The sequence below is a fragment of the Pseudomonas syringae genome (assembly GCF_021605415.1).
Classification (GTDB): domain Bacteria; phylum Pseudomonadota; class Gammaproteobacteria; order Pseudomonadales; family Pseudomonadaceae; genus Aquipseudomonas; species Aquipseudomonas syringae_S.
The window spans coordinates 125236-151659 of sequence record NZ_WKEQ01000009.1; the positions used below are offsets into that span (position 1 = coordinate 125236).

Below are 26424 nucleotides of genomic sequence, written 5' to 3' on the forward strand. Positions count from 1 at the left end.
CATTCGGTGCGGTTCGTCTGACAGACTTTTTCGCTGAGATCGACTGCAAGCCTTGTTTTGCCGGGTTTTCGTCGTTGCAGCGGCTGTCCGCACCTTCGCCACGCCCGGAAGGAGAAACCCATGGGACAGCGTACGCCTCTGTATGACCTTCATCTCGCTCTCGGCGCGAAGATGGTCGATTTTGGCGGTTGGGACATGCCTTTGCACTACGGCTCGCAGGTCGAGGAACACCATCAGGTGCGCCGCGATTGCGGGGTGTTCGATGTTTCCCACATGACCGTGATCGATGTCACCGGCGCCCAGGCCAAGGCCTGGCTTCAGCAATTGCTGGCCAATGACGTCGAACGCTTGGCCGAGCCCGGCCGCGCGCTCTATAGCACCATGCTCAACGAGCGCGGCGGCATCGTCGACGACATGATCGTCTATCGCCTCGATGACGCTTATCGTCTGGTGGTCAATGCGTCCACCCGCGATCAGGATCTGGCCTGGATGCAGGCGCATCTCGAGGGCTACGACGTTCAATTGCACGAGCGCGCCGAACTGGCAATGCTCGCGATTCAAGGCCCGCAAGCCCGAAACAGGATCGCCGAACTGGTGACCCAGTCCCGCGCCAGCCTGATCCAGCAGCTCAAGCCATTCGAAGGCCGCGCCGACGGCGACTGGTTTATCGCGCGCACCGGCTATACCGGTGAAGACGGCCTCGAAATCGTCCTGCCGGCCGATCAGGCGCCGGGTTTTTTCAACGACCTCGTTGGCGCGGGAATATCTCCGATTGGTCTTGGTGCGCGCGATACCTTGCGCGTCGAGGCCGGCATGAACCTCTACGGTCAGGACATTCATCAGGACATTTCGCCGCTGGCCTCGAACATGGCCTGGAGCATCGCCTGGCAACCGGTGTCGCGACAGTTCATCGGTCGCAGCGCTCTGGAGGCGGAAAAAGCCGCTGGCGTACAGCACAAACTGGTCGGTCTGGTGCTGGAGGAGCGCGGGGTTCTGCGCGCTCATCAAGTTGTCCGGATCGCCGATGTTGGCGAAGGGGAGATCACCAGTGGTAGTTTCTCTCCTACGCTTAGCAAGTCGATTGCCCTGGCGCGTGTACCGATGGCAACTGCCGACCGCGCCGAAGTGGAAATCCGTGGCAAGTGGTATCCGGTACGTGTGGTCAGACCGACTTTCGTACGCCATGGCAAAACCTTGATCTAACCTTTTCCGGCGGGCACGACCGCTGACCTAATTGTTGAGGACACCGAACATGAGCAATATCCCCGCCGAACTGCGTTTTGCCGAAAGTCACGAATGGGCGCGTCTGGAAGCCGACGGCACCGTCACAGTGGGCATCAGCGATCACGCGCAGGAAGCGCTGGGTGATGTGGTGTTTGTTGAGTTGACTGAAGTCGGCAAGGTTTTCTCTGCCGGTGATCAGTCCGGTGTGGTTGAGTCGGTGAAAGCGGCCTCCGATATTTATTCGCCGATCAGCGGTGAAGTCATCGCGATCAATGAAGAACTGGCCAATTCGCCGGAAGAGCTTAACAACGCGCCGTATGAGGCCTGGATCTTCAAGATCAAGCCAAGCGACGCGTCCGAGCTGGACAAGCTGCTCGATGCGGCGGGTTACAAGGCTGCCATTGGCGAGTAAGTTTTTCGTGTGAACTCAAAAGCCCCGATTTTTTCGGGGTTTTTTTTCGAAGATCAAAAGATCGCTGCCGAAGGCCGCGATCTTTTGACTTTCAGGGTGACTGCTATGCTGGTTTGACCGTGATGCATTGACGCCGAGCGCCAGACCAGAGAGAGCCCGTCATGTCCCAGTTGCCGTCCCTGAGCCAGTTACGCGACCCCCATGCTTTCCTGCGCCGCCACCTCGGCCCCGACGCTGCCGAGCAGCAGGCGATGCTCGACAGCCTCGGCCTCGGCAGCCGGGTCGAATTGATCGAGCAGACCGTGCCACCGGGCATCCGCTTCAACCGCGCACTGGAGTTGCCGCCGGCACTCGACGAGCAAGCAGCGCTGGCCAGACTGCGCGGCTATGCCGAGCAGAACCAGGTCTGGACCAGCCTGATCGGCATGGGCTACCACGGCACCCTCACGCCGACCGTCATCTTGCGCAACGTGCTGGAAAATCCAGGCTGGTACACCGCGTACACGCCCTATCAACCGGAAATCGCCCAGGGTCGGCTCGAGGCGCTGCTCAACTTCCAGCAACTGACCATCGACCTCACCGGCCTCGAACTGGCGAATGCCTCGCTGCTGGACGAAGCCACTGCCGCCGCGGAAGCCATGGCCTTGGCGAAGCGTGTCGCCAAATCGAAGAGCAACCTGTTTTTCGTCGACGAAAACTGTCATCCGCAAACCATTTCCGTGGTGCAGACCCGCGCCGAAGGCTTCGGCTTCGAGCTGATCGTCGACGCTGTGGATAACTTGAAGCAGCACGACGTGTTCGGCGCGCTGCTGCAATATCCCGATACTCACGGCGAGATCCGCGATCTGCGCCCGTTGATCGATCAGCTGCACGCACAACAGGCGCTGGCCTGCGTCGCGACCGATCTGTTGAGCCTTTTACTGCTGACCCCGCCGGGCGAACTCGGCGCCGACGTGGTGTTCGGGTCATCCCAGCGTTTTGGTGTGCCGATGGGCTACGGCGGGCCTCATGCGGCGTTTTTCGCCAGTCGTGAGGAATACAAACGAGCAATTCCCGGACGCATCATCGGCGTGTCGAAAGACGCTCGCGGCGACGTCGCGCTGCGCATGGCCCTGCAAACCCGTGAGCAACACATCCGCCGGGAGAAGGCCAATTCGAACATCTGCACCGCCCAGGTGCTGCTCGCCAACATCGCCAGTTGTTACGCGGTTTACCACGGCCCGGAAGGGCTCAAACGAATCGCCCAGCGCGTGCATCGTCTGACCTGCATTCTGGCGGCGGGGCTGGAACGCCACGGTATTCAGCGGCTAAACGCGCAATTTTTCGACACCCTGACCCTGGACGTCGGCGGCGCGCAAACGGCGATCATCGAAAGCGCCCGGGCCGCCCAAATCAACCTGCGCATTCTCGGGCGCGGGCGATTGGGCCTGAGTCTCGACGAAACCTGCGATGAAACCACCGTCGCCCAATTGTTCGACGTGCTGCTCGGCGCCGATCACGGCTTGAGCGTCGAGGATCTTGATGGCGAACCTTTGTCGTCCGGGATCCCGGTCGATCTGCAAAGGCGCACGCCGTACCTGCGCCATCCGGTGTTCAACGCTCACCACAGCGAAACCGAAATGCTGCGCTACCTCAAGCAACTGGAAAACAAGGATCTGGCGCTCAACCAGTCGATGATCCCGTTGGGTTCCTGCACGATGAAACTCAACGCCACCAGCGAAATGATTCCGATCACCTGGCCGCAATTCGCCAATCTGCATCCATTTGTGCCCCGGGAGCAGGCGGCGGGTTATACGCTGATGATCGAAGAATTGGAGCGTTGGCTCTGCGCGATCACCGGGTTCGATGCCATCTGCATGCAGCCCAACTCCGGCGCTCAGGGCGAGTACGCAGGGCTGTTGGCGATTCGCAAATACCACGAAAGCCGCCAGCAGGGCGGGCGGGATATTTGCCTGATTCCATCGTCGGCTCACGGTACCAATCCGGCATCGGCGCAAATGGCCGGGATGCGCGTGGTCATCGTCGAGTGCGACGAGGCGGGCAACGTCGATCTTGAGGATCTGAAAGCCAAGGCTGCCGAGTCCAACGACAGACTGTCGTGCCTGATGGCCACGTACCCGTCGACCCACGGCGTGTACGAAGAAGGCATCAGTGAAATCTGCGACGTTATCCACAAGCACGGCGGCCAGGTGTACATGGACGGTGCCAACCTTAACGCGCAAGTAGGATTGACCCGGCCCGCCGACATCGGCGCCGACGTCTCGCACATGAATCTGCACAAGACGTTCTGCATTCCCCACGGTGGCGGTGGGCCGGGCATGGGGCCGATTGGTGTGCGCGCGCATCTGGCGCCATTTGTGGCCAACCACCCGGTGGTACCGATCGATGGCCCGCAGCCGCAGAACGGCGCGGTCAGTGCGGCGCCGTGGGGCAGTGCGAGCATTTTGCCGATCAGCTGGATGTACATCGCCATGATGGGGCCGCAACTGGCGGACGCCAGCGAAGTGGCGATCCTGGCGGCGAATTACGTGGCACAGCATTTGTCGGGGGCTTTTCCGGTGCTGTACACCGGCCGTAACGGGCGAGTGGCCCACGAATGCATTCTCGATTTGCGGCCGCTCAAGGCACAAACCGGTATCAGCGAGGAGGACGTGGCAAAACGGCTGATGGATTACGGTTTCCATGCACCGACCATGTCATTTCCAGTGCCTGGGACTTTGATGGTCGAACCGACCGAAAGCGAGTCAAAGGCTGAGCTGGATCGCTTCATTGGCGCCATGTTGCGTATCCGCGCCGAAATCACCGAAGTGCAGAACGGCACCTGGCCGGCGGAAGACAACCCGCTCAAACGTGCACCGCATACCCTGGCCGATGTCACCGGTGTGTGGGAGCGGCCATATAGCATCGAGCAAGGCGTGACGCCGGATGCGCATACCCGGTTGCACAAGTATTGGCCGGCGGTGAACCGCGTCGACAATGTGTACGGCGACCGCAATCTGTATTGCGCGTGCGTGCCGGTGGAGGATTACCGCTGAAGATCAAAAGATCGCAGCCTCCGGCAACGCCTACACACGATTACTGTAGGCACTGCCGCAGGCTGCGATCTTTTGCTTTTGATTATTCCGACGCCACGGCGTTTTTCGCCAGGATCGCGTTCGCCAGTTCCATGTCCGTGGCCTGTAAGCCCGGGTTGTCGGCGCGGACTTTTTGCATGGCGGCTTCAAGATACGGGCCGCGGATGCCGCCGTCGCTGGCGACGAAGCTGCCGGCGTCGTCTTGGGCGGCGACGACCAGTTTATGATCCTTGAAGGTCAGGTAAGTCGAACCGGTCGTGGCGCCGGAGGAGATGACGTTACGCCAAAAGCTGTCGGCCATGGCCGAACCAACAGGCAGGGACAGCAGCGCGACGGTGGCGACAGCGAATTTGAAACGCATGGGGTGACTCCGTGGAGGATTGACTACGGCGTTGGATAGCCATTGAGCGGATCGAGTTCCGTGATCGCTTATTTCTGCTCGCTCTGTGGCGTTACCCGCAACACTTCTTCAACGGTGGTCAGCCCGGCCGCTACTTTCTGCGCACCGGACAGTCGCAAGCTGCGCATGCCTTCTTTAAAGGCCTGGCGGCGAATCGCCGTGAGATCGGTGTCATGGTGGATCAAGGCTTTCAGGCCATCGCTCAATTGCATGATCTCGTAAACCCCGGCGCGCCCGTGATAGCCGGTATCGCGGCACTCCAGGCAACCGATGGCCCGTTGTGCGTTGCTCGGTAACGGCGCTTGCCAAGGCCGGGTCAGGGTTTGCCAGTCGTCCTCGTCCAGGGTCAGCGGCGCCTTGCAGTGTGGACACAGCGTGCGCACCAAACGCTGGGCCATGACGCCGAGTACGGTGGCTTTGATCAGGTAATGCGGCACACCCAGTTCGAGCAGTCGACTGATCGCGCTCGGCGCATCGTTGGTGTGCAACGTCGACAGCACCAGGTGACCGGTGAGCGCCGCCTGTATCGCCATTTCAGCGGTTTCGAGATCGCGGATCTCGCCGATCATGATGATGTCCGGATCCTGTCGCATCAGCGCCCGTACGCCGGCGGCAAAGGTCAGGTCGATGTTGTGTTGCACCTGCATCTGGTTGAAGGCCGGCTCGACCATTTCGATCGGGTCTTCGATAGTGCAGAGATTGACCTCAGGCGTCGCCAGTTTTTTCAGGGTGGTATACAGCGTGGTGGTCTTGCCCGAACCGGTGGGGCCGGTGACGAGGATGATGCCGTTCGGCTGACGCGTCATGTCCTGCCAGCGGCGCAGGTCGTCAGCGGAAAAGCCGAGCTGATCGAAATCCTTGAGCAATACGTCGGGGTCGAAGATCCGCATGACCATTTTTTCGCCGAACGCGGTAGGTAGCGTCGATAGCCGCAATTCCACTTCGCCGCCGTCCGGGGTCTTGGTCTTGACCCGACCATCCTGGGGTTTGCGCTTTTCCGCGACATTCATCCTTCCCAGGCTTTTCAGGCGACTGACGATGGCCATCGTCACTTGCGGCGGGAATTGATAGGCGTTGTGCAACACGCCGTCGATGCGAAAACGCACGGTTCCCTGTTCGCGACGTGGCTCGATATGAATATCGCTGGCTCGCTGCTGGAAGGCGTACTGGAACAGCCAGTCGACGATGTTGACGATGTGCGCGTCATTGGCGTCCGGCTCCTGATCGCTGGCGCCGAGGTTGAGCAGTTGTTCGAAGTTGCCGAGGTTACCGGTTTGCTGATCGCTGTTACTGGCGCCGCTGACCGATTTGGCGAGGCGGAAAAACTCGACGCTGAAACGCTGGATGTCCGCTGGATTGGCCACGACCCGTTTGATTGGCAGCTTCAAGACATGAGTCAGGTCGGCTTCCCAGCCTTTTACATGGGGCTGGGCACTGGCGACCGTCACCGCATCACGGTCAACGGCCACGGCAAGAATCTTGTGGCGTTGGGCAAAGGCATAGGACATGAGCGGCGTGATGGCGGCGACGTTGATCTTCAACGGGTCGATGCGCAGGTAAGGCTGGCCGGCCTGTTGTGCCAGCCACAGAGTCAGGGTTTCGAGGTCGAGGTGTTTACCCGGACGGCTGAGGTCATCCAGTTGCTGGCTGGCGATGAACTCCAATGGGTGCAGCTGACCATGGGCGGCATTACGGCGGCGCGCATTCAGCGCCTGCTCGGCCGAGTCCTGGCTGATGAATCCTTGGGTGACCAGCTCTCGCAACACATCGTTGAGATCGAGCCAGCGATCCTGAATGGCAAGTTGAACGGACATGCGGGCTCCTGAATGACCAATCCTGCAAACCGCGGTGTCGGCACCGCGCAGGCAAAGAATAGTCGTGCAGTCGTGAGCCGTTGGGCCACTACCCGACGAAGCCGTTTCCAGTTTTGTCAGCCCACAGCCTGAGCGGACGTTTCCCACATCGAGTTGGCGCTGTTCAACTCGACCGAGCAGACGCTGATCAGGTTGCGCAACTTCTCCCCGATCACTTCGGCGCGGTGCCAGCTCAGGCCATCGATGACGATGTCGATGCTCAGCAGGTCCTCCTCGCGCTGGACGTTCACCTGTTGCGGCGTCAGGAGCTGCAGGGCGAACAGGTTCAGTGCCCGGCACAGCAGATCCGGTTCGGCTTCGGCCAGCAATTGATAGCGCACGCGGCAGTGGGTGTTGTTGACGTTCCAGACATCGGCGCGGATTGGTGCCGAGTTAACAGCTTCAAGATGGGGCATGGTCGGTCTCCAAAACAGTGGAAAAATTTTTACACGTGGCTCGGGGCATTTCTTATCTAAGATGGACGGTATTCACGATCTGGTGAATTACATGATTCAGAAACGCCCATACTGGAGACTTGTTTATGCATAGCGAGCTGGATGTTTACGACCGCCGCATTCTCGCTCTGTTGCAAGAGGACGCTTCGCTGTCCAGCGCGCAGATCGCTGAGCAGGTGGGCCTTTCGCAATCACCGTGCTGGCGACGGATTCAGCGGATGAAAGAGGAGGGGATTATTCGCGGACAAGTGACGTTGCTTGATCGCAAGAAGATCGGCCTGAACACGCAGATCTTCGCCGAGATCAAACTCAACGCCCACGGCCGTTCGAACTTCACCGAATTCACCGAGGCGATTCGCGGGTTTCCGGAAGTGCTGGAGTGTTATGTGCTGATGGGGGCCGTGGATTTTTTGCTACGGATCGTCGCGGCGGACATCGAGGCGTATGAGCGGTTCTTCTTCGAGAAGCTGTCGCTGGTGCCGGGGATACAGGAAGTGAATTCGATCGTAGCGCTGTCGGAGATCAAGTCGACGACTAGTTTGCCGGTCTGAGAGTAACGGTGAATGTGCTGGCCTCATCGCTGGCAAGCCAGCTCCCACAGGGATCAATGTTGGAACGCTAATTGTGTTTCAACAAAAAACCTGTGGGGGCTGGCTTGCAGCGAAAGCGGTCCTTACATGCGCAGCAACATTTTCCAGGCACGGTTCTGGTAGACCGCGATCGCCTGATGCTTGCGTGCATCGAGCAGTTCGTCAGTGATCGTCGGCTCGTTGGCCAGTTGCGCCAACTTGTTCAGCTCGCCGTACAGGCGATCCATTTCCGGGATATCCAGCACGTGGCGCGCGTGGTGCACCCAGACCTGAATGCGCTCGATGCGCGGCAGTTGCTCGGCCAGGTCTTCCGGTTGCTGCTGGTAACGCTGCAATTGCAGGGACGTCGCTTCTTCACCCAGCAGGCGTGGCAACCAACTGCTCAACTGCGCGGCGCCCTGGCGATTGCCGCGGGTGTTGCGTTCGGCAGCCCAGGTGCGCGCCAGCAACCAGCGCGAGGTGTTCAAGGAAAACTGACCCCAGCGCGGATCTTCAAGTTCTTCGAGGAATTGCTCCGGCGCGGCTTTGCGCACGTCCTCATCTTCAATGCCGGCCTGTACCAGCGGGCGCCAGTCTTCGAGCAAGGCATCGAGGGCAACACGCAGGTCGTGCGTCGATTGACGCGGCGCGGCCTGGCCGAGGCTGCTGAGCAGGGCGCGCAGCTCGGCGAGGTTTTCAACCCAGTCCAGCAGCAGACGCCAGTGACCGTTGAACCGATACTGTTCAGCCAGACGCTGGCTGCTGCCGAGCAAGTGCCAGCTCAGCGCGGCGAAGGCGTCGTCCAGCGGGGTTTCGGCGGTCAGTTCCGGCGCCGGCAGGCTCAGCGAATAGCTGTTGGCGTCGTAGAGGCGATAACCGCGCTCGGCCTTGCTGATGTCGCACGGCATCAGGGCCAGGGTTTGTGCCAGTTCGGCAGCCAGTTCCAGCAGCGCGGCGGGTTCGCCTTCACGCAGTTCCAGTTCCAGCTCGCAGATTTCTTCTTTTTGCTTGCCAACCACGACGTGGCCCAGATCCAGCGCGGCTTCGATGACGACTTTGGCTTTGCCGCGTCCCCAGGCGATTTCCGCGCGCTCGCGGACGAAATCGGTGGTGAAGATCGGCTTCAGGGTTTTTTTGTCCAGTTCGGCCAGTGCTTCAGGCCAGCACTCGCCGTCGAGTTTCTTCACATCGAGCTTGGCTTTCGGCAGGTTCCAGTCGTATTCATTGCGGACCGACAGACCGGCAACGCTCTGGCCACGGGTCTTGAGCGTCTGGATGACGTCTTCGCCGTCCTTGCGCAGGCGTAGCGCGACTTTGGCCTGGGCCAGATCACGCTCTGGGGTGTCGAAATACTGGTTCATCAACTCACGGCGTTCCCAGCCATTTTTGTTGCGCTTTTTCAGTAACGGGTGCTCGCGCAGGGCGGCGAGGGTTTCGCGGCTGACGCGGAGTTTGATTTCGGTTTCTTTCTGCATGGCCGGAAAATCCAGGATCGGGAGCGCAGCCGGGGGAATGTGTGGCTGCCAAGGCCGTGCAGTGTACAGGACTCAAACTTCCTACGCCCTGCGGCGGTTTATTCTTGGCGCGGGATGGTTCTATGATGGACGCCAATCCGGGAGTTGGAGTCAGCGATGCCTTTGCCATCCATGAAAGACCAGTTCGCTGCGTTGATTGCCGCGCCGTCGGTCAGCTGCACTCAACCGAACCTCGATCAATCCAATCGCCCGGTTATCGATCTGCTTGCAACGTGGCTCGGTGATCTCGGTTTCGCCTGCGACATCCAGCAGGTCAGCCCCGGCAAATTCAATCTGCTCGCCAGTTTCGGTTCCGGCCCCGGCGGCCTGGTGCTGGCGGGGCACAGCGACACCGTGCCGTTCGACGGCGCGCTGTGGCAGACCGATCCACTCAAACTCACTGAGGTCGATGGCCGTTGGGTCGGATTGGGCAGTTGCGACATGAAGGGTTTTTTTGCCCTTATCATCGAAGCCGTACAGCCATTGCTCGACCAGCCGTTCAAGCAACCTCTGCTGATTCTCGCCACTTGCGATGAAGAAAGCTCGATGTCCGGCGCCCGCGCGCTGGCCGAGGCAGGTCAACCGCTCGGCCGGGCGGCGGTGATCGGCGAGCCGACCGGGCTCAAGCCGATCCGCATGCACAAAGGCATCATGATGGAGCGCATCGACATCCTCGGGCAAAGCGGTCATTCCTCCGATCCGCGCCTGGGCCACAGCGCCCTCGAAGCCATGCACGATGCCATCGGCGAACTGCGCGGCTTGCGTCTGTTGTGGCAGCGCGAATATCGCAACCCACAATTCGGCGTGCCGCAGCCGACCATGAATTTCGGTTGCATCCATGGCGGCGACAATCCCAATCGCATTTGTGGTCAGTGTTCGCTGGAATTCGATTTGCGGCCGCTGCCGGGCATGGATCCCGCAGAGCTGCGCGCAGCCATTTTGCAGAAGCTCAATCCGGTCGCCGAGCGACACCAGGTCAAGATTGATTACAAACCGCTGTTTCCCGAAGTGCCACCGTTCGAGCAGGCTGAAGATGCCGAACTGGTGCGCATCGCCGAAAAACTCACCGGCCACCGCGCCGAAGCAGTGGCATTCGGCACCGAAGCACCTTATCTTCAGCGCCTTGGCTGCGAAACCATCGTGCTCGGCCCCGGCGACATTGCCTGCGCGCATCAACCGGGCGAGTACCTTGAAATGTCACGTTTGCAGCCTACGGTGCATCTACTACGGCAACTGATTGAACATTACTGCCTGAAGAATTGAACGCATCCCGTGTGGGAGCTGCGTTAAATCGCGAAGGTTCGAACCCGTATTCATGAGGAGAGCGCGCGTGTCGCCAAGCCTGTTCCGACGATAACCATCAGCCCGCTGTGCGTTTTTTCGTTTCGCCCTTTTTTCCGGCTGCTCTTTATTACAGGCCCAGGTTTATGCCCGATTACGTTAATTGGCTTCGCCATGCATCTCCTTACATCAATGCCCACCGCGACTGCACCTTCGTCGTCATGCTTCCCGGCGACGGCGTTGAGCATCCGAATTTCGGCAACATCGTTCACGACCTGGTGCTGTTGCACAGCCTTGGCGTGCGGCTGGTGCTGGTGCACGGTTCGCGCCCGCAAATCGAAACCCGCCTCGCCGCGCGCGGCCTGACTCCGCACTATCACCACGGCATGCGCATCACCGATGCCGCGACCCTGGAATGTGTGATCGACGCCGTCGGCCAATTGCGCATCGCCATCGAAGCGCGGCTGTCGATGGACATGGCCTCGTCGCCGATGCAGGGCTCGCGTCTGCGAGTGGCCAGCGGCAACCTCGTTACCGCGCGGCCGATCGGCGTGCTCGAAGGTGTCGATTATCACCACACCGGCGAAGTGCGCCGGGTCGACCGCAAGGGCATCAACCGTTTGCTCGACGAGCGTTCCATCGTGCTGCTGTCGCCGCTGGGTTATTCGCCGACCGGGGAAACGTTCAACCTCGCCTGTGAGGACGTCGCCACTCGCGCGGCCATCGATCTGGGCGCGGACAAATTGCTGTTGTTCGGTGCGGACATGGGCCTGATCGATGAAAACGGCCGGCTCGTACGCGAATTGCGTCCGCAGCAAGTGCCGGCCCATTTGCAGCGTCTGGGCAGCAACTATCAGGCGGAATTGCTCGACGCGGCGGCCGAAGCCTGCCGTGGCGGCGTCGCGCGTAGCCACATCGTCAGTTACGCCGAAGACGGCGCGCTGCTGACCGAACTGTTCACCCGCAATGGTGGCGGTACGCTGGTAGCTCAAGAGCAGTTCGAATTGGTGCGCGAGGCGGCCATCGAAGATGTCGGGGGTTTGCTGGATCTGATCAGTCCGCTTGAAGAGCAGGGGATTCTGGTGCGCCGTTCCCGCGAAGTGCTGGAACGTGAGATCGAGCAGTTCAGCGTGGTCGAACGCGAAGGCATGATCATCGCCTGCGCGGCGCTGTATCAGATTGCCGATTCCGAGGCGGGCGAGCTGGCGTGTCTGGCGGTGAATCCCGATTACCGCCACGGTGGTCGTGGTGATGAACTGCTGGAGCGCATCGAAGCGCGTGCCCGGGCACAGGGTTTGAAAACCCTGTTCGTTCTCACCACCCGCACGGCTCACTGGTTTCGTGAACGTGGTTTCGAACCGAGCAGCGTCGAGCGTCTGCCGGCGGCTCGGGCGTCGCTGTACAACTATCAGCGCAACTCAAAGATCTTCGAAAAAACCCTGTAACTCCTCGGGGCTGGGGAGTTGGCACAGATTGCAAACTCCCCTATCACTTCACCTCAATGCTGCAATGAATGGATGCCGGCAATCGGCAGAATTCGTTGGTTTGTCCATCTTCTGAAAATTCTCCTCTTGGTTACTCTCCGTTCCGCCTCGCGCGTGGGCGCGCTGCGTCGGTTCGGCCACTCCGGCGCGGAGTTGTCTGCCCGTTGCTCATGAGTATTTGCCGATACACAAACTGTAACAATTGATCCGGATAGTGCGCGCTGAATCAGCAGCTGCGGTGACGGAATTGTTTCCGGATTGCTTCAGTGCGAATCGCTCTGACGATACCGGCTCAGTACGTTTCAGGAATCGATCTCTGTGTTGCCGTCGCAAGCGTTTGAGCAAGCAGGCAATGGGGTTTAGATGCTAAGGGGTATTAAAAAAGGATCCATCCGTCTTTTTCGGTTCATGACGACGTCATTACCCGACCTTCGCCAAAAAAGCAGGCGTTAGACCATGGTCGTAGACACACAAAGTTACGATTGACTTGTGGGTCACGCTCTGGCGCTAATCGCGAACCTTGGGATCCCGGACATCGATTCGGGAACCGGGAATACAAGAATTAGAAACTAGAGGAGCTTAACAATGAATAAGTCCACCTTGGCCGTGGCCGTGGCTGTAGGGGTTTTGGCGCAGCAGGCAGGCGCCGCGGGTTTTATCGACGACAGTAAGGCTTCCATCAGCTCTCGAACCATGTACTACAACGCCGATAACCGTGACGGCGGTGCGGATCAGAAAGAAGCCGCGCAGGGTTTCAAGTTTGATTATCTGTCTGGCTTCACTCAAGGCACGGTCGGCTTTGGTCTTGATGTACAAGCAATTACCGGTATTCACCTGGACGGTGGTCGGGGCCATCACCCAGACAATAACTCGTTCAGTCCAAGCGACTCCGATGGTTCAGCCACGGATTCCTGGAGCCGCATAGCGGGTAACGTCAAGGCACGACTGTCCAAGACCGAAGCTCACCTGGGTGGCGCACTGCAGCCTAGCTTGCCGATTCTGGTCGCCAACGACAGCCGCCTCCTGCCGCAAACCTTCGAAGGTGGCACCGTTACCTCCAAGGAAATCGACAACGTCACTTTCAATGCCGGTCAGCTTGAACATGCAGTGGGCCGTGCTTCAACGAACAGCACTGGCCTGGCGGTGGCGGGTGGTACACAAGAAAGCAATCAGTTTCGTTATGGCGGCGCTGACTGGAAGGTCACCAAAGACCTGACCTTGCAGTACTACCACTCGAACCTGAAAGACTATTACAAGCAGGACTTCTTTGGTCTGGTGCACGTCCTCCCGATCAGCGCCAATCAGTCATTCAAGACCGATATCCGATATTTCGACAGCAGCTCGGATGGTAAGAACGGTGAAGCCGGTTATCAATTCAACAACAATGGTGGTTATGCCAAAAACCTCGGTGAAGTTGATAACAAGACCTGGAGTGCAATGTTCACCTACACGTTGGGTGGCAGTTCCATCCTGGTCGGGCATCAACGTGTCAACGATGATGGTGGCTTCGTTTACCTGAATCAGGGCAACGTAGTTGATGGTAACGGTCGCAACGAAGGCGCCGGGGGCGCGAGCTTCTATCTGTTCACTGACGCGATGGTCAACGGCTTTGTCCGTGCCGGTGAAAACACCACGTTTGGTCAATACAGCTATGACTTCGCGGCGTTGGGCGTGCCTGGCTTGAAAGCCTCGGCAGCCTACTTGTACGGTGATGACATCAAAGCCAGGAACGGTGGCCCCGACCAGTCCGAGTGGGAGCGCGACCTGCGTGTGGATTACACGATTCAGGCGGGTGCTCTCAAAGGATTTGGCACGACGTTGCGTCATGGTACTTACCGTGGCAGTGGCACCGGCATTGACAGCCAGGATCAGACTCGCCTGATCTTCAACTACACCTACAGCTTCCTGTAACAATTCCTGAGAAAGCCTTGCCGCTCGGCAAGGTTTTTTTTGCCTATTTTTCTATATTCAAAAATGTTTGATCTTGGTTGTTTTTTATTCTTTTTATGTTTTGCAGCGAACGCTTAAGGTAGGCCCGTTCGGCGCTCAAAAGGCGTTGCGGTGTTTTGGCATCTTTGTCTCTCGACAATTTGCGGGGTTCAGGAATCGGTGTTGAAGCCGATACCTCCAGTCTGCGATGCTTTTGTATATGCCTCGAAGCTCTGAAAAAGATTGAACCAATTCTTTTTTGGACTATGCCGGGGTATCCTTTCGCGGCTTTGACTGGGGTAAACGGTCCGTCGCGATCAAGTGTTCAGATTCCGGGCAATAGATCCGGAACCGACAGTAAAAAAGCAAAAATTAGAAACGATAGGAGCGATACATGAACAAGTCCACCTTGGCCCTGGCCGTGGCCGTAGGGGTTTTGGCGCAGCAGGCAAGCGCCGCCGGTTTCATCGAAGACAGCAAGGCTACATTGGGGCTGCGTAACTTCTACATCAACAACGACAACCGTGACTCTGGTGCTCATTCCACCCAGAGCAAAGCTGAAGAATGGGGCCAAGGCTTCGATCTGCGCTTTATCTCCGGTTACACCCAAGGCACCGTAGGTTTCGGTATCGACGCCATCGGCTTGCTGGGCGTGCGTCTGGATTCGGGCGGCGGTACAAACGGCGCAACCAGCGCCACGTCGTACGGCGGCACTATCTTTCCGAGCAAATCCAACGGCGAAGCTGTTGATAACTACTCCAGCCTGGGTCTGACTGCCAAAGCCAAGATCTCCCAGACTGAGTTGAAGCTGGGTACGTTGCAGCCAAAACTGCCTGTGATCGTGACCAACGATGGTCGTCTGCTGCCGCAAACCTGGCAGGGTGGCCAGATCACTTCCGGCGAAATCAAGGATTTGACCTTGGTCGGCGGCCAGATCGAAGCCGTGAAAGGTCGTAACTCCAGCAACAACGAAAACTTGTCCATTGGTGGCGCGGCTCCTCGTACTGCCAACAGCAACAAGTTCATCTACGCCGGTGGTGACTACAAAATCACCAAAGACCTGACTGCCCAGTACTACTACGGCAACCTGGAAGATTTCTACAAGCAGCACTTCCTTGGTCTGGTTCATAACTGGGCGATCGGCCCAGGCGTGCTGAAGTCTGATTTCCGTTACTTCAACAGCTCCGACGATGGTCTGAACGGTCGCGATCCGGCTTACTTCAGCAGCGGCAACTATCAGGGTTTCCAAGCCGGTAAAGGCAAGGTCGACAACAACCTGTACAGCGGCCTGTTCCTGTACACCGTTGCTGGCCACACTTTTGGTGGCGGTTACCAGGTTTCCAACGGCAGCAGCGACTTCCCTTGGCTGAACCAAGGCGACGGTTCGTCGAACTACACCATCACCGACATGCAAATCCAGAAGTTCGGCCGTGCCGGCGAGCGCACCTGGCAGGCTCGCTACTCGTATGACTTCGCCAAAGTTGGTGTGCCTGGCCTGACTGCCGGCGTGGTTTACCTGCGTGGCGATAACATCGACACTATCGCCAACACCGCAGCCCATCCTGTTTCTGGCAGCGGCCGCTCCGAGTGGGAACGCGACTTGACCATCGGTTACGTCGTACCGGAAGGCCCGCTGAAAAATGTTGGCTTCATGTGGAAAAACGCTATGTGGCGCAACGACATCCCAGGTCAACGCGACCAGGACGAAAACCGCCTGATCGTCAGCTACTCGATCCCGCTGCTGTAATAGCGCGCTCAAGCTGCTGAAGTAAAAAAGCCCCGTCCGGCATCGCGCCGGACGGGGCTTTTGCGTTTTCGAGTCAGGCCCACCCCCGTAAGCCGTCCCCGAAATTTCCCTCTTTACTGCAACTCAAGGCCTTCTCGAACCTTGGGGCTGATGTTCGTCTCGATGGCCCTGAGCGTCCAGTGAACAGATGTTTAATATTTCCATAAGGTATAAATAACTAGTTATTTATTCTTTTTCAGACAAACAAAACCCGAGCTACAGTTGTTGTCTCAAACAACTTCTCAGGAGCAGCACCATGAGCATCCGACTCGGCGACATCGCCCCCGATTTCGAACAAGACTCCAGCGCCGGCAAGATTCGTTTTCACGAATGGCTGGGCGATAGCTGGGGCGTGCTGTTTTCCCATCCGGCGGACTTCACCCCGGTGTGCACCACCGAGCTGGGCTTCACCGCCAAGCTCAAGGATCAGTTCGCCGAACGCGGCGTGAAGGCCATTGCGCTGTCGGTCGACCCGGTGGATTCGCATCACAAGTGGATCGAAGACATCAACGAAACCCAGAACACCGTCGTCAACTTCCCGATCCTGGCCGATGCCGATCGCAAAGTGTCCGACCTCTATGACCTGATCCATCCGAATGCCAACGACACGCTGACCGTGCGTTCGCTGTTCGTCATCGATCCGAACAAAAAAGTACGGCTGACCATCACTTACCCGGCGAGCACCGGGCGTAATTTCAACGAGATTTTGCGGGTGATCGATTCGCTGCAGCTCACCGACAATTACAAGGTGGCCACGCCAGCCAACTGGCAGGACGGCGAAGACGTGGTGATCGTGCCGTCGCTCAAAGATGAAGAAGAACTCAAGCAACGCTTCCCCAAGGGTTATCGCGCGGTGAAACCGTACCTGCGTCTGACGCCTCAGCCCAACAGGTAACCCAGGCTGATCGTTCCCACACGGAGCATGGAACGATCAGTGTCGAATCCTACGAGCAGGGTATTTCAGGCCGTTTTCACGGCCTTTTTTTTTGCCTTGCCGAAAACCGTATATATCTCCATATCGAATAACCAAATGAATAAATATGATTTATAGATATATAAATCAACTGGTAAGGTCACTCCCATCGAAGCGAGATCGCAAACCGCGAATCGCCTGCAACGTGCAAGGAATCATTTGAATGCTGGTCGTCTCACTCGGTGGCAGTCCAAGCCTGCGCTCCCGATCCGGGGTGCTACTGGAACGTTCGCAGCGCTGGTTGCAACAGCAAGGGGTGGAGGTGGTGAGTTATCAGGTACGGGACTTCCCGGCCGAAGATTTGCTCCACGCACGCTTCGACAGCCCGAAGGTGCTCGACCTGCTGCAACAGATTGAAAACGCCGACGGCTTGCTGATTGCCACGCCGGTGTACAAGGCGTCGTTTTCCGGTGCCCTGAAAACCGTGCTGGATCTGCTGCCCGAACGTGCCCTGAACCACAAGATTGTTTTGCCGATGGCCACGGGCGGCAGCATCGCCCACATGCTGGTGGTCGATTACGCACTCAAGCCAGTGCTGTCGGCATTGAAAGCGCAGGAAATGCTTCAAGGGATTTTCGCCGAGGACAGCCAGATCGCTTATGGCGAAGGCAGTGCTCAGGCGCAACTGGCACCGGCACTGGAGCAGCGTCTGCATGAAGCGCTGGATCAGTTCATCGGCGCCATGGCCCGTCGGCCGAAACCGCTGGATCCGGGCCTGTTGAATGAACGTTTGTTGAGTGCTCGCTGGAGCATTTAAAAACCCGTCACGCTTCACCCGATTTTGATGTCACTTCACCTTACTCAGCCGCCAACGGCCAAGCAGGTGCAGCCAAACCCCACTGCAAAAAGGAGAGCGCCATGCGCCCTGTATTTTTGCGTCGCGGTCTGGTCGCTCTGGTTGCAGCGGCTGTGTCCTTCGGCGCCATCACTCAAACCCAAGCCGAGACGTTGCGAATCGGTTATCAGAAGTACGGCACGCTGGTGCTGCTCAAAGCCAAAGGCACGCTGGAAAAGCGTCTGGCCACTCAAGGCGTGAACGTGCAATGGACTGAGTTTCCCGGTGGCCCGCAACTGCTCGAAGGCTTGAACGTCGGTTCTATCGACTTCGGCGTCACCGGCGAAACGCCGCCGGTTTTCGCCCAGGCCGCCGGTGCCGATCTGCTTTACGTCGCCTACGAACCACCCGCGCCCCACAGCGAAGCGATCCTTGTACCCAAGGACTCGCCGATCAAATCGGTCGCGGATCTCAAGGGCAAGAAAGTCGTCCTCAACAAAGGTTCCAACGTCCACTACCTGCTGGTGCGCGCCCTCGAAGACGCCGGCCTTAAATACACCGATATTCAGACTGTGTTCCTGCCGCCGGCCGATGCCCGCGCCGCGTTCGAACGTGGCAGTGTCGATGCCTGGGTGATCTGGGACCCGTACCAGGCCGCCGCCGAACAACAGTTGCAAGCGCACACCCTGCGCGACGGCAAAGGCATCGTCGACAACCATCAGTTTTACCTCGCCACCCAACCCTACGCGCAGAAAAATCCCGAGGTGATTAAAGCCCTCGTCGAAGAAGTGCGCGCGGTCGGCGAATGGTCGAAAGCCAATCCTGACGACGTGACCCAACAAGTGGCGCCGCTGCTCGGCCTGTCAGCAGACATCACTCTGACTTCGATGAAACGCCAAGGCTACGGTGCGCTGTTCCTGACCCCGGAAGTGGTCGCTGCCCAGCAGAAAATCGCCGACACCTTCTTCCAGCTCAAACTGATTCCCAAGCCATTGAGCATCAAGGATGTGATCTGGACACCACCGGCCGCTGTGGCCCAAAGCGCAGTCACCCAAGCCCGGTAATTCGACCCCCAAGGAGACCACTCCATGAGCCTCAATATTTTCTGGTTCCTGCCGACCCACGGCGATGGCCATTACCTGGGCACTGCCGAAGGCGCCCGCGCCGTCGATCACGGCTACCTGCAACAGGTCGCGCAAGCGGCGGATCGTCTGGGTTTCGGCGGCGTGCTGATTCCTACCGGCCGTTCGTGCGAAGACTCGTGGCTGGTGGCCGCGTCGTTGATCCCGGTGACCCAGCGCCTGAAGTTTCTGGTCGCCCTGCGCCCCGGGATCATTTCCCCGACAGTGGCGGCGCGTCAGGCGGCCACGCTGGATCGCCTGTCCGGCGGTCGCGCGCTGTTCAACTTGGTGACCGGTGGCGATCCGGAAGAACTGGCCGGTGACGGTCTGTTTCTCAGCCACGAAGAGCGCTATCAGGCCTCCGTGGAATTCACCCGCATCTGGCGCCGTGTGCTCGAAGGCGAAACCGTTGATTACGACGGCGAGCACATCAGCGTGAAAGGCGCGAAACTGCTCTATCCGCCGATCCAGCAACCGCGTCCGCCGCTGTACTTCGGTGGCTCGTCCGAAGCGGCGCAGGATCTGGCCGCCGAACAAGTCGAGATGGTGCTGACCTGGGGCGAACCGCCGGCAGCGGTGGCGGAAAAAATCGCTCAGGTTCGCGCTAAAGCAGCCAAGCTCGGACGTACCGTGCGCTTCGGCATTCGTCTGCATGTGATCGTGCGCGAAACCAACGCCGAAGCCTGGCAAGCGGCCGATCGCCTGATCTCGCATCTGGACGATGAAACCATCGCTCGCGCTCAGGCTTCGCTGGCGCGTTTTGATTCCGTCGGTCAGCAACGCATGGCGGCGCTGCACGGTGGCAGCCGCGACAACCTCGAAGTCAGCCCGAACCTGTGGGCCGGCGTCGGCCTGGTACGCGGCGGTGCCGGTACGGCGCTGGTCGGCGACGGCCCGACCGTGGCGGCACGCGTGAAGGAATACGCCGATCTGGGCATCGACACGTTTATTTTTTCCGGTTATCCACACCTCGAAGAATCGTATCGCGTGGCCGAGCTGTTGTTCCCGCACCTTGACGTCGAGCGCCCGGAATTGCCGAAAAGCGCCGGTTACGTCAGCCCGTTCGGTGAAATGATCGCCAACGACATTCTTCCGAAAGCCGCGTCGCAGAGCTGAGGCGCCGTCATGAAGAAGTTTATCCACAGACTCGCGCCCTGGGCGTTGCCGGTGTTGTTGCTGGCGGTGTGGCAGTTGTCGGTGTCGGCCGGTTGGTTGTCGACGCGAATTCTGCCGGCGCCGGTGGCGGTGATCGAAGCCGGTGTCAACCTGGTGCGCAGCGGCGAAATCTGGACGCACCTGGCAATCAGCGGCTGGCGCGCAGCGCTGGGCTTCGTCATCGGTGGCAGCATCGGTCTGGTGCTGGGCTTCATCACTGGCCTGTCGAAGTGGGGCGAACGCCTGCTCGACAGTTCGGTGCAGATGATCCGTAACGTGCCGCACCTGGCGCTGATTCCGCTGGTGATCCTGTGGTTCGGCATCGACGAGTCGGCGAAGATTTTTCTGGTGGCACTGGGGACATTGTTCCCGATTTATCTAAACACCTATCACGGCATTCGCAACGTCGACCCGGCGCTGGTGGAGATGGCACGCAGTTATGGCCTCTGCGGTTTCAGCCTGTTCCGGCAGGTGATTCTGCCGGGTGCGCTGCCTTCGATTCTGGTCGGCGTTCGCTTTGCGCTGGGCTTCATGTGGTTGACGCTGATCGTCGCGGAAACCATTTCGGCCAGCTCCGGCATCGGTTATCTGGCGATGAATGCCCGCGAGTTCTTGCAGACCGACGTGGTGGTGCTGGCGATTCTGCTGTATGCGGTGCTCGGCAAACTGGCCGACCTTGCCGCGCGTGGACTTGAGCGCGTCTGGCTACGCTGGCATCCGGCGTATCAAGTGGCGAAAGGAGGTGCGGCATGACGGCTCAACAACCGCCACGCCTGCTGCGCGGGATTGCGCTGGCGATTCGCAATCTGCAAAAAACCTTCGGTACGCGGCAAGTGCTACGCGGCATTGATCTGCACATTCCGGCGGGGCAATTCGTCGCCGTGGTCGGGCGCAGCGGTTGTGGCAAAAGCACATTGCTGCGCTTGCTCGCCGGGCTCGACCTGCCGACTGGCGGCGACTTGCTGGCCGGTTCCGCGCCGCTGAGCGAGGCGCGGGGAGACACCCGTCTGATGTTCCAGGAAGCCCGATTGCTGCCGTGGAAAAAGATCATCGACAACGTCGGTCTGGGCCTCAAGGGCAACTGGCGTGCGCAAGCGCTGCAAGCGTTGGATGCGGTTGGCCTGGCGGATCGCGCCAATGAATGGCCAGCGGCTTTGTCTGGTGGACAGAAGCAGCGGGTGGCATTGGCCCGGGCGTTGATTCATCAGCCACGCCTGCTGTTGCTCGACGAACCGCTCGGCGCGCTGGATGCGCTGACCCGCATCGAGATGCAGCAACTGATTGAGCGTCTCTGGCAACAACACGGGTTCACGGTGTTGCTGGTGACTCACGACGTCAGCGAAGCGGTGGCGATTGCCGACCGGGTGATCCTGATCGAGGACGGCGAAGTCGGTCTCGATCTGCACGTCGAACTGCCGCGCCCTCGGGTACGGGGTTCGCATCGGCTGGCGGCGCTGGAAGCCGAAGTGCTCAACCGAGTTTTGTCGCTGCCTGGCGAGCCTCCAGAGCCGGAACCCGTTTCACCCCTGCCTACGCAATTGCGGTGGGCGCAATAACGCAGCTGCGAGCGTCAAGCTGAAAGCTGCAAGTGGAGCGCTTTGCTTCTGCTTGCGGCTTGAAGCTCAAAGCTTGGAGCTTATTTCGACCCCAGGAGAACTATCATGACTATCAAAGCGATCAACGTACGCAATCAGTTCAAAGGCTCGATCAAGGAAATCGTCCTCGGCGACGTGCTGTCGGAAATCGACGTGCAAACCGCTTCGGGCATCGTCACGTCGGTGATCACCACGCGCTCCGTCAAAGAGCTGGAACTGGTGGTCGGCAGCGAAGTGATTGCCTTTGTGAAATCCACCGAGGTCTCGATCGCCAAGTTGTAAGGTGGTTAAAAAACAACCCCGAAGAGTATGAAGCCTTCGGGGTTTTTCTTTATCTGCATTGCGTTGAAATAGCGGCGCCGCCATCGCTGGCAAGCCAGCGCCCACAAGGTTCTTCGGTGGACTCCGATTCTGTGAACGACTGATGACCTGTGGGAGCTGGCTTGCCAGCGATGAGGTCAGTCAGATCACGGCAGATTTCTTTTCGGCAGATAGGGCGGCAGGTACAACCCCAGATAAGCATCAAACACCCGCATGCCTTCCTCGGCCATGCGCGGCGTGATTTCGCCGTGCTGCTGCACCGAGCGGGCATAGACGCGATCGCCCAATTCCATCGCGAGGGCGAACACATCGACATCGTTTGGCAACGTGGGCAGCTGGAAGTGACGGTCAAACAGCGTGTGCATCAAATCGCCCAGCTCAAGATCGTGCTGGCGGTCGGCCTGGGTGATTTCGGTGAGGCCGTGCTGGGCGAGGATTAACTGGCGGGCAGCGGCGTCTTCATCGTAGATATCCAGCATGCGTTGCTCGACCAGACGCGACAGATCGCGCCAGTCGTGCAAGGAGTCATGGTCGATGGGGGCTTGCAGGCAGGCGCGAAACGCTGCGTGGACGTCCGCCGTCAGCCCTTCGAGCAGCGCCGGAACGCTGGCGAAGAAGTGGTAAACGGAGGAGGGCGGAATCTGTGCGCGCTCGGCGACGCTGTAGACCGACAGGCTGGCCACACCCTCGGTCGCCAGCAAGGTGCGCGCAGCGTCGAGAATCGAATCGATGCGCGCCTGACTGGCGGCGCGGGGTTTGCGAAGCGGGGCGGGACGCGTCATGAAAGTCTCCTGCGGGGCAGCGGGCATTGTACGAGCAGGCATCTGTGTTGTCTTGTCAGCCGCCTTCGCGAGCAAGCCCGCTCCCACAGGAGATCTCCAGTGAATCGGGATTTTGTGTACACAGGAGACCCCTGTGGGAGCGGGCTTGCTCGCGAACCGCTGCAGGCGGCCATAAAAAAACGCCGTGGCTGAAATAGCCGACGGCGTTTTTTATCGCTGCACTCCGATTAGACGGTGTGCAGGTACCAGTTGTATTCGAGGTCGGAGATGGAGTGTTCGAACTCCTCCAGCTCGCTCTCTTTGCAGGCGACAAAGATATCGATGTATTTCGGATCGATGTACTTGGCCATGACCTCGCTGTCGTCCAGCTCACGCAGGGCATCACGCAAGTTGTTCGGCAGGCTCTGTTCGTTCTGCTCGTAGCTGTTGCCTTCGACCGGTGCGCCTGGCTCGATCTTGTTGGTCAGGCCGTGATGCACGCCCGCCAGCACCGAAGCCATCAGCAGATACGGGTTGGCGTCGGCACCGGCGACACGGTGCTCGATGCGCACGGCATCGGCGGAGCCGGTCGGTACGCGGATCGCCACGGTACGGTTGTCCAGGCCCCAGCACGGCGAGTTCGGCACATAGAACTGTGCGCCGAAACGACGGTAGGAGTTGACGTTCGGGCAGAGGAAAGCCATCTGCGCCGGCAGGGTCTCGAGCACACCGCCGATCGCGTGACGCAATGCGGCGTTCTGCTCGGGATCCTCGCTGGCAAAAATGTTTTTGCCATCTTTATCAAGAATCGAAATGTGGACATGAAGACCGTTGCCCGCCTGGCCCGGATAAGGCTTGGCCATGAAGGTGGTGTCCATTTCATGGTCGTAGGCGATGTTCTTGATCAGGCGCTTGAGCAGTACCGCGTAGTCGCAGGCCTTGATCGGGTCGGCGACGTGGTGCAGGTTCACTTCGAACTGCGCCGGGGCACTTTCCTTGACGATGGCGTCAGCCGGAATGCCTTGCTCCTTCGCACCTTCCAGAATGTCCTGGAGGCAGTCGACGTATTCGTCGAGGTCGTCGATCAGGTAGACCTGAGTCGAATGCGGGCGTTTGCCGGAGACCGGTGAGCGAGGCGGTTGTGGGCGGCCGTTCACGTTCTCCTGGTCGATCAGGTAGAACTCCAGTTCGAACGCGGCGCAGATGGTCAGGCCCATTTCGTCGAACTTGCGCACCACATTGGCCAGCACTTCACGCGGGTCGGCGAAGAAGGGTTCGCCTTCGAGTTCGTGCATGGTCATCAACAGCTGCGCGGTCGGGCGCTTCTGCCATGGCTCGTTGCACAGGGTATCGGGGATTGGATAGCAGATACGGTCGGCGTCGCCGATGTCCAGGCCCAGGCCGGTGCTTTCCACCGTCGAACCATTGATATCCAGAGCAAATAGAGAGGCCGGCAGGTTGATGCCTTTCTCGTAAACCTTGTGGAGGCTGGTGCGTTCGATGCGCTTGCCGCGCACCACACCATTCATATCCGCAATCAGAAGGTCAACGTACAGAACCTCAGGATGTTCCTTAAGGAACGCGTTCGCTTCGTTAAGCTGAACGGCACGCGGGGGTACCGACATGATGCAACACCTTTGTTGTTAAAAATATCAATCATTGATCTTTTCTGGTTTCAGTCAACCCGAACGGCCTGCCGAAGTCAAGCGAGGCCTTTTTTGCCCTAAAAAAGCGCCGCGAGGGCATTAATGGGGCATTTTCGAGCGTTTTTTTCGCTGCGGGACGCTTGGCACCCGCATGCTTGAGCAGGCCGTGTTGTATTTTTTACGGGGGTGTTGTGTAAAAAAATGAACAAGGCTAAGCTCCGATCAAACCCATAACAGCAATAATACCGGGGTGTTTCATGTCTCGCCTGCCGATAATCGGCGTCACCGACTGTTCGTTGCAGTCCGGTCTGCATGCTCATCACATCAGTGGCGACACGTCCGTCCGCGTCATGGCCATCAAGGCTCGCGGACTGCCGATGACTTTCCTTTCCCAAATCAGGCAAGCGGCATCGTCCAATATTCTGGACGTGCGAATCGACACCCTCTTGACCGTTACCCCATTCAATATAGATCGCTTTCACTTCAATGGCGCGCGCCGTGTGCAGGCCGGTGCTCATGATTTCGCACGGCGCCACTGTGCACAGGAAATGCAACGCCAGCGTAAAGGGCAGGTAAGCTCCTCCTTCAGTGTCTATGCGCGGTGCCAGGCGAATGCCGGCACTGCGCGCAAGCACGCCCTTCAACGCGACGCCCATGCGTCAAACATTGCCTGACACGCGTCAGGACACTCAGCCTAGAGGCTTTTATGAGCAACAATCTCGACCAGCTCACCGATTGGTTGAAAGACCACAAGATCACAGAAGTCGAATGCATGATTGGCGATTTGACCGGCATCACCCGGGGCAAGATCTCGCCGACCAACAAATTCATTGCCGAAAAAGGCATGCGTCTGCCGGAAAGCGTTCTGTTGCAAACCGTGACAGGCGACTACGTCGAAGACGACATCTATTACGAACTGCTCGACCCGGCCGACATCGACATGATCTGCCGGCCTGACGAGAATGCCGTGTACCTGGTGCCCTGGGCCATCGAGCCGACCGCCCAAGTGATCCACGACACCTACGACAAGCAAGGCAATCCGATCGAGCTGTCGCCGCGCAACGTCCTCAAGAAAGTCCTCAAGCTCTATGCCGACAAAGGCTGGAAGCCGATCGTTGCGCCGGAAATGGAGTTCTACCTGACCAAACGCAGCGACGACCCCGACTATCCATTGCAGCCGCCCATCGGCCGCTCGGGCCGTCCGGAAATCGGGCGCCAGTCATTCTCCATCGAAGCGGCGAACGAATTCGATCCGCTGTTCGAAGACGTCTACGACTGGTGCGAATTGCAGGAGCTGGATCTCGACACCTTGATCCACGAAGACGGCACGGCGCAGATGGAAATCAACTTCCGTCACGGCGACGCACTGTCATTGGCCGACCAGATTCTGGTGTTCAAACGCACCATGCGCGAAGCCGCGCTCAAGCACGACGTGGCCGCGACGTTCATGGCCAAGCCGATGACCGGCGAGCCGGGCAGTGCGATGCACTTGCACCAGAGCATCATCGACATCGAGACCGGCAAAAACGTCTTCTCCAATGAAGACGGCACCATGAGCCAACTGTTCCTGCACCACATCGGTGGCCTGCAGAAACTGATCCCCGAGCTGTTGCCGCTGTTCGCGCCGAACGTCAACTCGTTCCGCCGCTTCCTGCCGGACACCTCGGCGCCGGTGAACGTGGAGTGGGGCGAAGAAAACCGCACCGTGGGCCTGCGCGTGCCGGATGCCGGCCCGCAAAACCGCCGAGTGGAAAACCGTCTGCCGGGCGCCGACGCAAACCCGTACCTGGCGATTGCCGCGAGCCTGCTCTGCGGCTACATCGGCATGGTCGAAGGCATCAATCCGAGCGCGCCGGTGGTGGGCCGCGGTTATGAACGTCGCAACCTGCGCCTGCCGCTGACCATCGAGGACGCGCTGGAGCGCATGGAAAACAGCACAACGGTCGAGAAATACCTCGGCAAGACCTTCATCACAGGCTACGTCGCGGTCAAGCGGGCCGAGCATGAAAACTTCAAGCGCGTGATCAGTTCGTGGGAGCGCGAGTACCTGCTCTTCGCCGTCTGATACGCCGGGCGCGGCCGTCGCACGCCGCGCC

The 26424-nt window shown here is 59.2% G+C and carries 23 protein-coding genes; 17 read left to right on the forward strand and 6 right to left on the reverse strand.

The genetic code is table 11. The features are described from left to right. The first annotated feature begins 120 nt into the window (after window positions 1-120). The 3 genes from gcvT (at window position 121) to gcvP (ending at window position 4671) form a co-directional block, all read left to right on the forward strand. Window positions 121-1203 carry a glycine cleavage system aminomethyltransferase GcvT gene (gene gcvT, locus GIW69_RS08960; protein ID WP_236481844.1) on the forward strand — a complete coding sequence of 361 codons (1083 nt, stop codon included), beginning with the start codon at window positions 121-123 and terminating at the stop codon, window positions 1201-1203. 49 nt (window positions 1204-1252) lie between these two features. Beyond that, window positions 1253-1636, forward strand: coding sequence for a glycine cleavage system protein GcvH (gcvH, locus tag GIW69_RS08965; RefSeq protein ID WP_236481846.1), 384 nt, complete (start codon window positions 1253-1255; stop codon window positions 1634-1636). Window positions 1637-1797: 161 nt separating this feature from the next. Next, window positions 1798-4671 carry an aminomethyl-transferring glycine dehydrogenase gene (gcvP, locus tag GIW69_RS08970; protein ID WP_236481848.1) on the forward strand — a complete coding sequence of 958 codons (2874 nt, stop codon included), beginning with the start codon at window positions 1798-1800 and terminating at the stop codon, window positions 4669-4671. An 82-nt stretch (window positions 4672-4753) separates the two neighbouring features. Here the strand turns inward: gcvP and GIW69_RS08975 are convergent, their stop codons facing one another. The 3 genes from GIW69_RS08975 to GIW69_RS08985 all read right to left on the reverse strand — a co-directional run bounded on the left by GIW69_RS08975 (window position 4754) and on the right by GIW69_RS08985 (window position 7379). Next, the gene (locus GIW69_RS08975) at window positions 4754-5071 is read right to left on the reverse strand and encodes a DUF2388 domain-containing protein (RefSeq protein WP_236481850.1); all 318 of its coding nucleotides are present in this window, start codon (window positions 5069-5071) and stop codon (window positions 4754-4756) included. A gap of 68 nt (window positions 5072-5139) precedes the next feature. Beyond that, window positions 5140-6924 carry a type IV pilus assembly ATPase TfpB gene (tfpB, locus tag GIW69_RS08980; RefSeq protein ID WP_236481852.1) on the reverse strand — a complete coding sequence of 595 codons (1785 nt, stop codon included), beginning with the start codon at window positions 6922-6924 and terminating at the stop codon, window positions 5140-5142. 116 nt (window positions 6925-7040) lie between these two features. Next, a complete protein-coding gene (locus GIW69_RS08985) occupies window positions 7041-7379 on the reverse strand; it encodes an ACT-like domain-containing protein (protein WP_236481854.1) in 339 nt (112 codons plus the stop codon). A 125-nt stretch (window positions 7380-7504) separates the two neighbouring features. Here GIW69_RS08985 and GIW69_RS08990 point away from each other — a divergent pair, with 125 nt between their 5' ends. Further along, on the forward strand, window positions 7505-7969 hold the full coding sequence (locus GIW69_RS08990; protein ID WP_236481855.1) for an Lrp/AsnC family transcriptional regulator: 465 nt from the start codon (window positions 7505-7507) through the stop codon (window positions 7967-7969). Window positions 7970-8091: 122 nt separating this feature from the next. Here the strand turns inward: GIW69_RS08990 and GIW69_RS08995 are convergent, their stop codons facing one another. Further along, window positions 8092-9462: a CYTH domain-containing protein gene (locus GIW69_RS08995; protein ID WP_236481857.1), complete on the reverse strand. Its 1371-nt coding sequence runs from the start codon at window positions 9460-9462 to the stop codon at window positions 8092-8094. 156 nt (window positions 9463-9618) lie between these two features. Between GIW69_RS08995 and argE the strand changes: the two genes are divergently transcribed. From argE to GIW69_RS09050, 11 genes are all read left to right on the forward strand, one after another. Next, a complete protein-coding gene (argE, locus tag GIW69_RS09000) occupies window positions 9619-10764 on the forward strand; it encodes an acetylornithine deacetylase (RefSeq protein WP_236481859.1) in 1146 nt (381 codons plus the stop codon). Between the two features lie 164 nt (window positions 10765-10928). Then, window positions 10929-12227, forward strand: a complete 1299-nt coding sequence (argA, locus tag GIW69_RS09005) for an amino-acid N-acetyltransferase (RefSeq protein ID WP_236481861.1) — start codon at window positions 10929-10931, stop codon at window positions 12225-12227. A 624-nt stretch (window positions 12228-12851) separates the two neighbouring features. Continuing rightward, entirely contained in the window at window positions 12852-14177 is a 1326-nt protein-coding gene (locus GIW69_RS09010) for an OprD family porin (protein ID WP_236481863.1), read from the forward strand. A gap of 412 nt (window positions 14178-14589) precedes the next feature. Beyond that, entirely contained in the window at window positions 14590-15942 is a 1353-nt protein-coding gene (locus tag GIW69_RS09015; RefSeq protein ID WP_236481865.1) for an OprD family porin, read from the forward strand. Between the two features lie 295 nt (window positions 15943-16237). After that, entirely contained in the window at window positions 16238-16876 is a 639-nt protein-coding gene (locus GIW69_RS09020) for a peroxiredoxin (RefSeq protein WP_236481867.1), read from the forward strand. A gap of 241 nt (window positions 16877-17117) precedes the next feature. Continuing rightward, window positions 17118-17711: an NADPH-dependent FMN reductase gene (gene ssuE, locus GIW69_RS09025; RefSeq protein WP_236481868.1), complete on the forward strand. Its 594-nt coding sequence runs from the start codon at window positions 17118-17120 to the stop codon at window positions 17709-17711. A 101-nt stretch (window positions 17712-17812) separates the two neighbouring features. Then, complete coding sequence (locus tag GIW69_RS09030; RefSeq protein ID WP_236481870.1) at window positions 17813-18793, forward strand: sulfonate ABC transporter substrate-binding protein; 981 nt, start codon at window positions 17813-17815, stop codon at window positions 18791-18793. A gap of 24 nt (window positions 18794-18817) precedes the next feature. After that, window positions 18818-19966, forward strand: a complete 1149-nt coding sequence (gene ssuD / locus GIW69_RS09035) for an FMNH2-dependent alkanesulfonate monooxygenase (RefSeq protein WP_236481871.1) — start codon at window positions 18818-18820, stop codon at window positions 19964-19966. A gap of 9 nt (window positions 19967-19975) precedes the next feature. Next, the gene (ssuC, locus tag GIW69_RS09040) at window positions 19976-20758 is read left to right on the forward strand and encodes an aliphatic sulfonate ABC transporter permease SsuC (RefSeq protein ID WP_236481873.1); all 783 of its coding nucleotides are present in this window, start codon (window positions 19976-19978) and stop codon (window positions 20756-20758) included. Continuing rightward, complete coding sequence (ssuB, locus tag GIW69_RS09045; protein WP_236481875.1) at window positions 20755-21561, forward strand: aliphatic sulfonates ABC transporter ATP-binding protein; 807 nt, start codon at window positions 20755-20757, stop codon at window positions 21559-21561. Before ssuC ends, ssuB begins: the two co-directional genes overlap by 4 nt. A 105-nt stretch (window positions 21562-21666) precedes the next feature. Next, window positions 21667-21882 carry a TOBE domain-containing protein gene (locus GIW69_RS09050; protein WP_003229256.1) on the forward strand — a complete coding sequence of 72 codons (216 nt, stop codon included), beginning with the start codon at window positions 21667-21669 and terminating at the stop codon, window positions 21880-21882. Window positions 21883-22067: 185 nt separating this feature from the next. Here the strand turns inward: GIW69_RS09050 and GIW69_RS09055 are convergent, their stop codons facing one another. After that, a complete protein-coding gene (locus GIW69_RS09055; RefSeq protein ID WP_236481877.1) occupies window positions 22068-22703 on the reverse strand; it encodes a TetR/AcrR family transcriptional regulator in 636 nt (211 codons plus the stop codon). A 227-nt stretch (window positions 22704-22930) separates the two neighbouring features. After that, window positions 22931-24307 carry a glutamine synthetase family protein gene (locus GIW69_RS09060; protein WP_053163627.1) on the reverse strand — a complete coding sequence of 459 codons (1377 nt, stop codon included), beginning with the start codon at window positions 24305-24307 and terminating at the stop codon, window positions 22931-22933. 278 nt (window positions 24308-24585) lie between these two features. Here GIW69_RS09060 and GIW69_RS09065 point away from each other — a divergent pair, with 278 nt between their 5' ends. Both GIW69_RS09065 and GIW69_RS09070 read left to right on the forward strand, forming a co-directional pair. After that, the gene (locus tag GIW69_RS09065; protein WP_236481878.1) at window positions 24586-25002 is read left to right on the forward strand and encodes a hypothetical protein; all 417 of its coding nucleotides are present in this window, start codon (window positions 24586-24588) and stop codon (window positions 25000-25002) included. 32 nt (window positions 25003-25034) lie between these two features. Beyond that, complete coding sequence (locus GIW69_RS09070; RefSeq protein ID WP_236481881.1) at window positions 25035-26393, forward strand: glutamine synthetase family protein; 1359 nt, start codon at window positions 25035-25037, stop codon at window positions 26391-26393. Window positions 26394-26424: the final 31 nt, after the last annotated feature.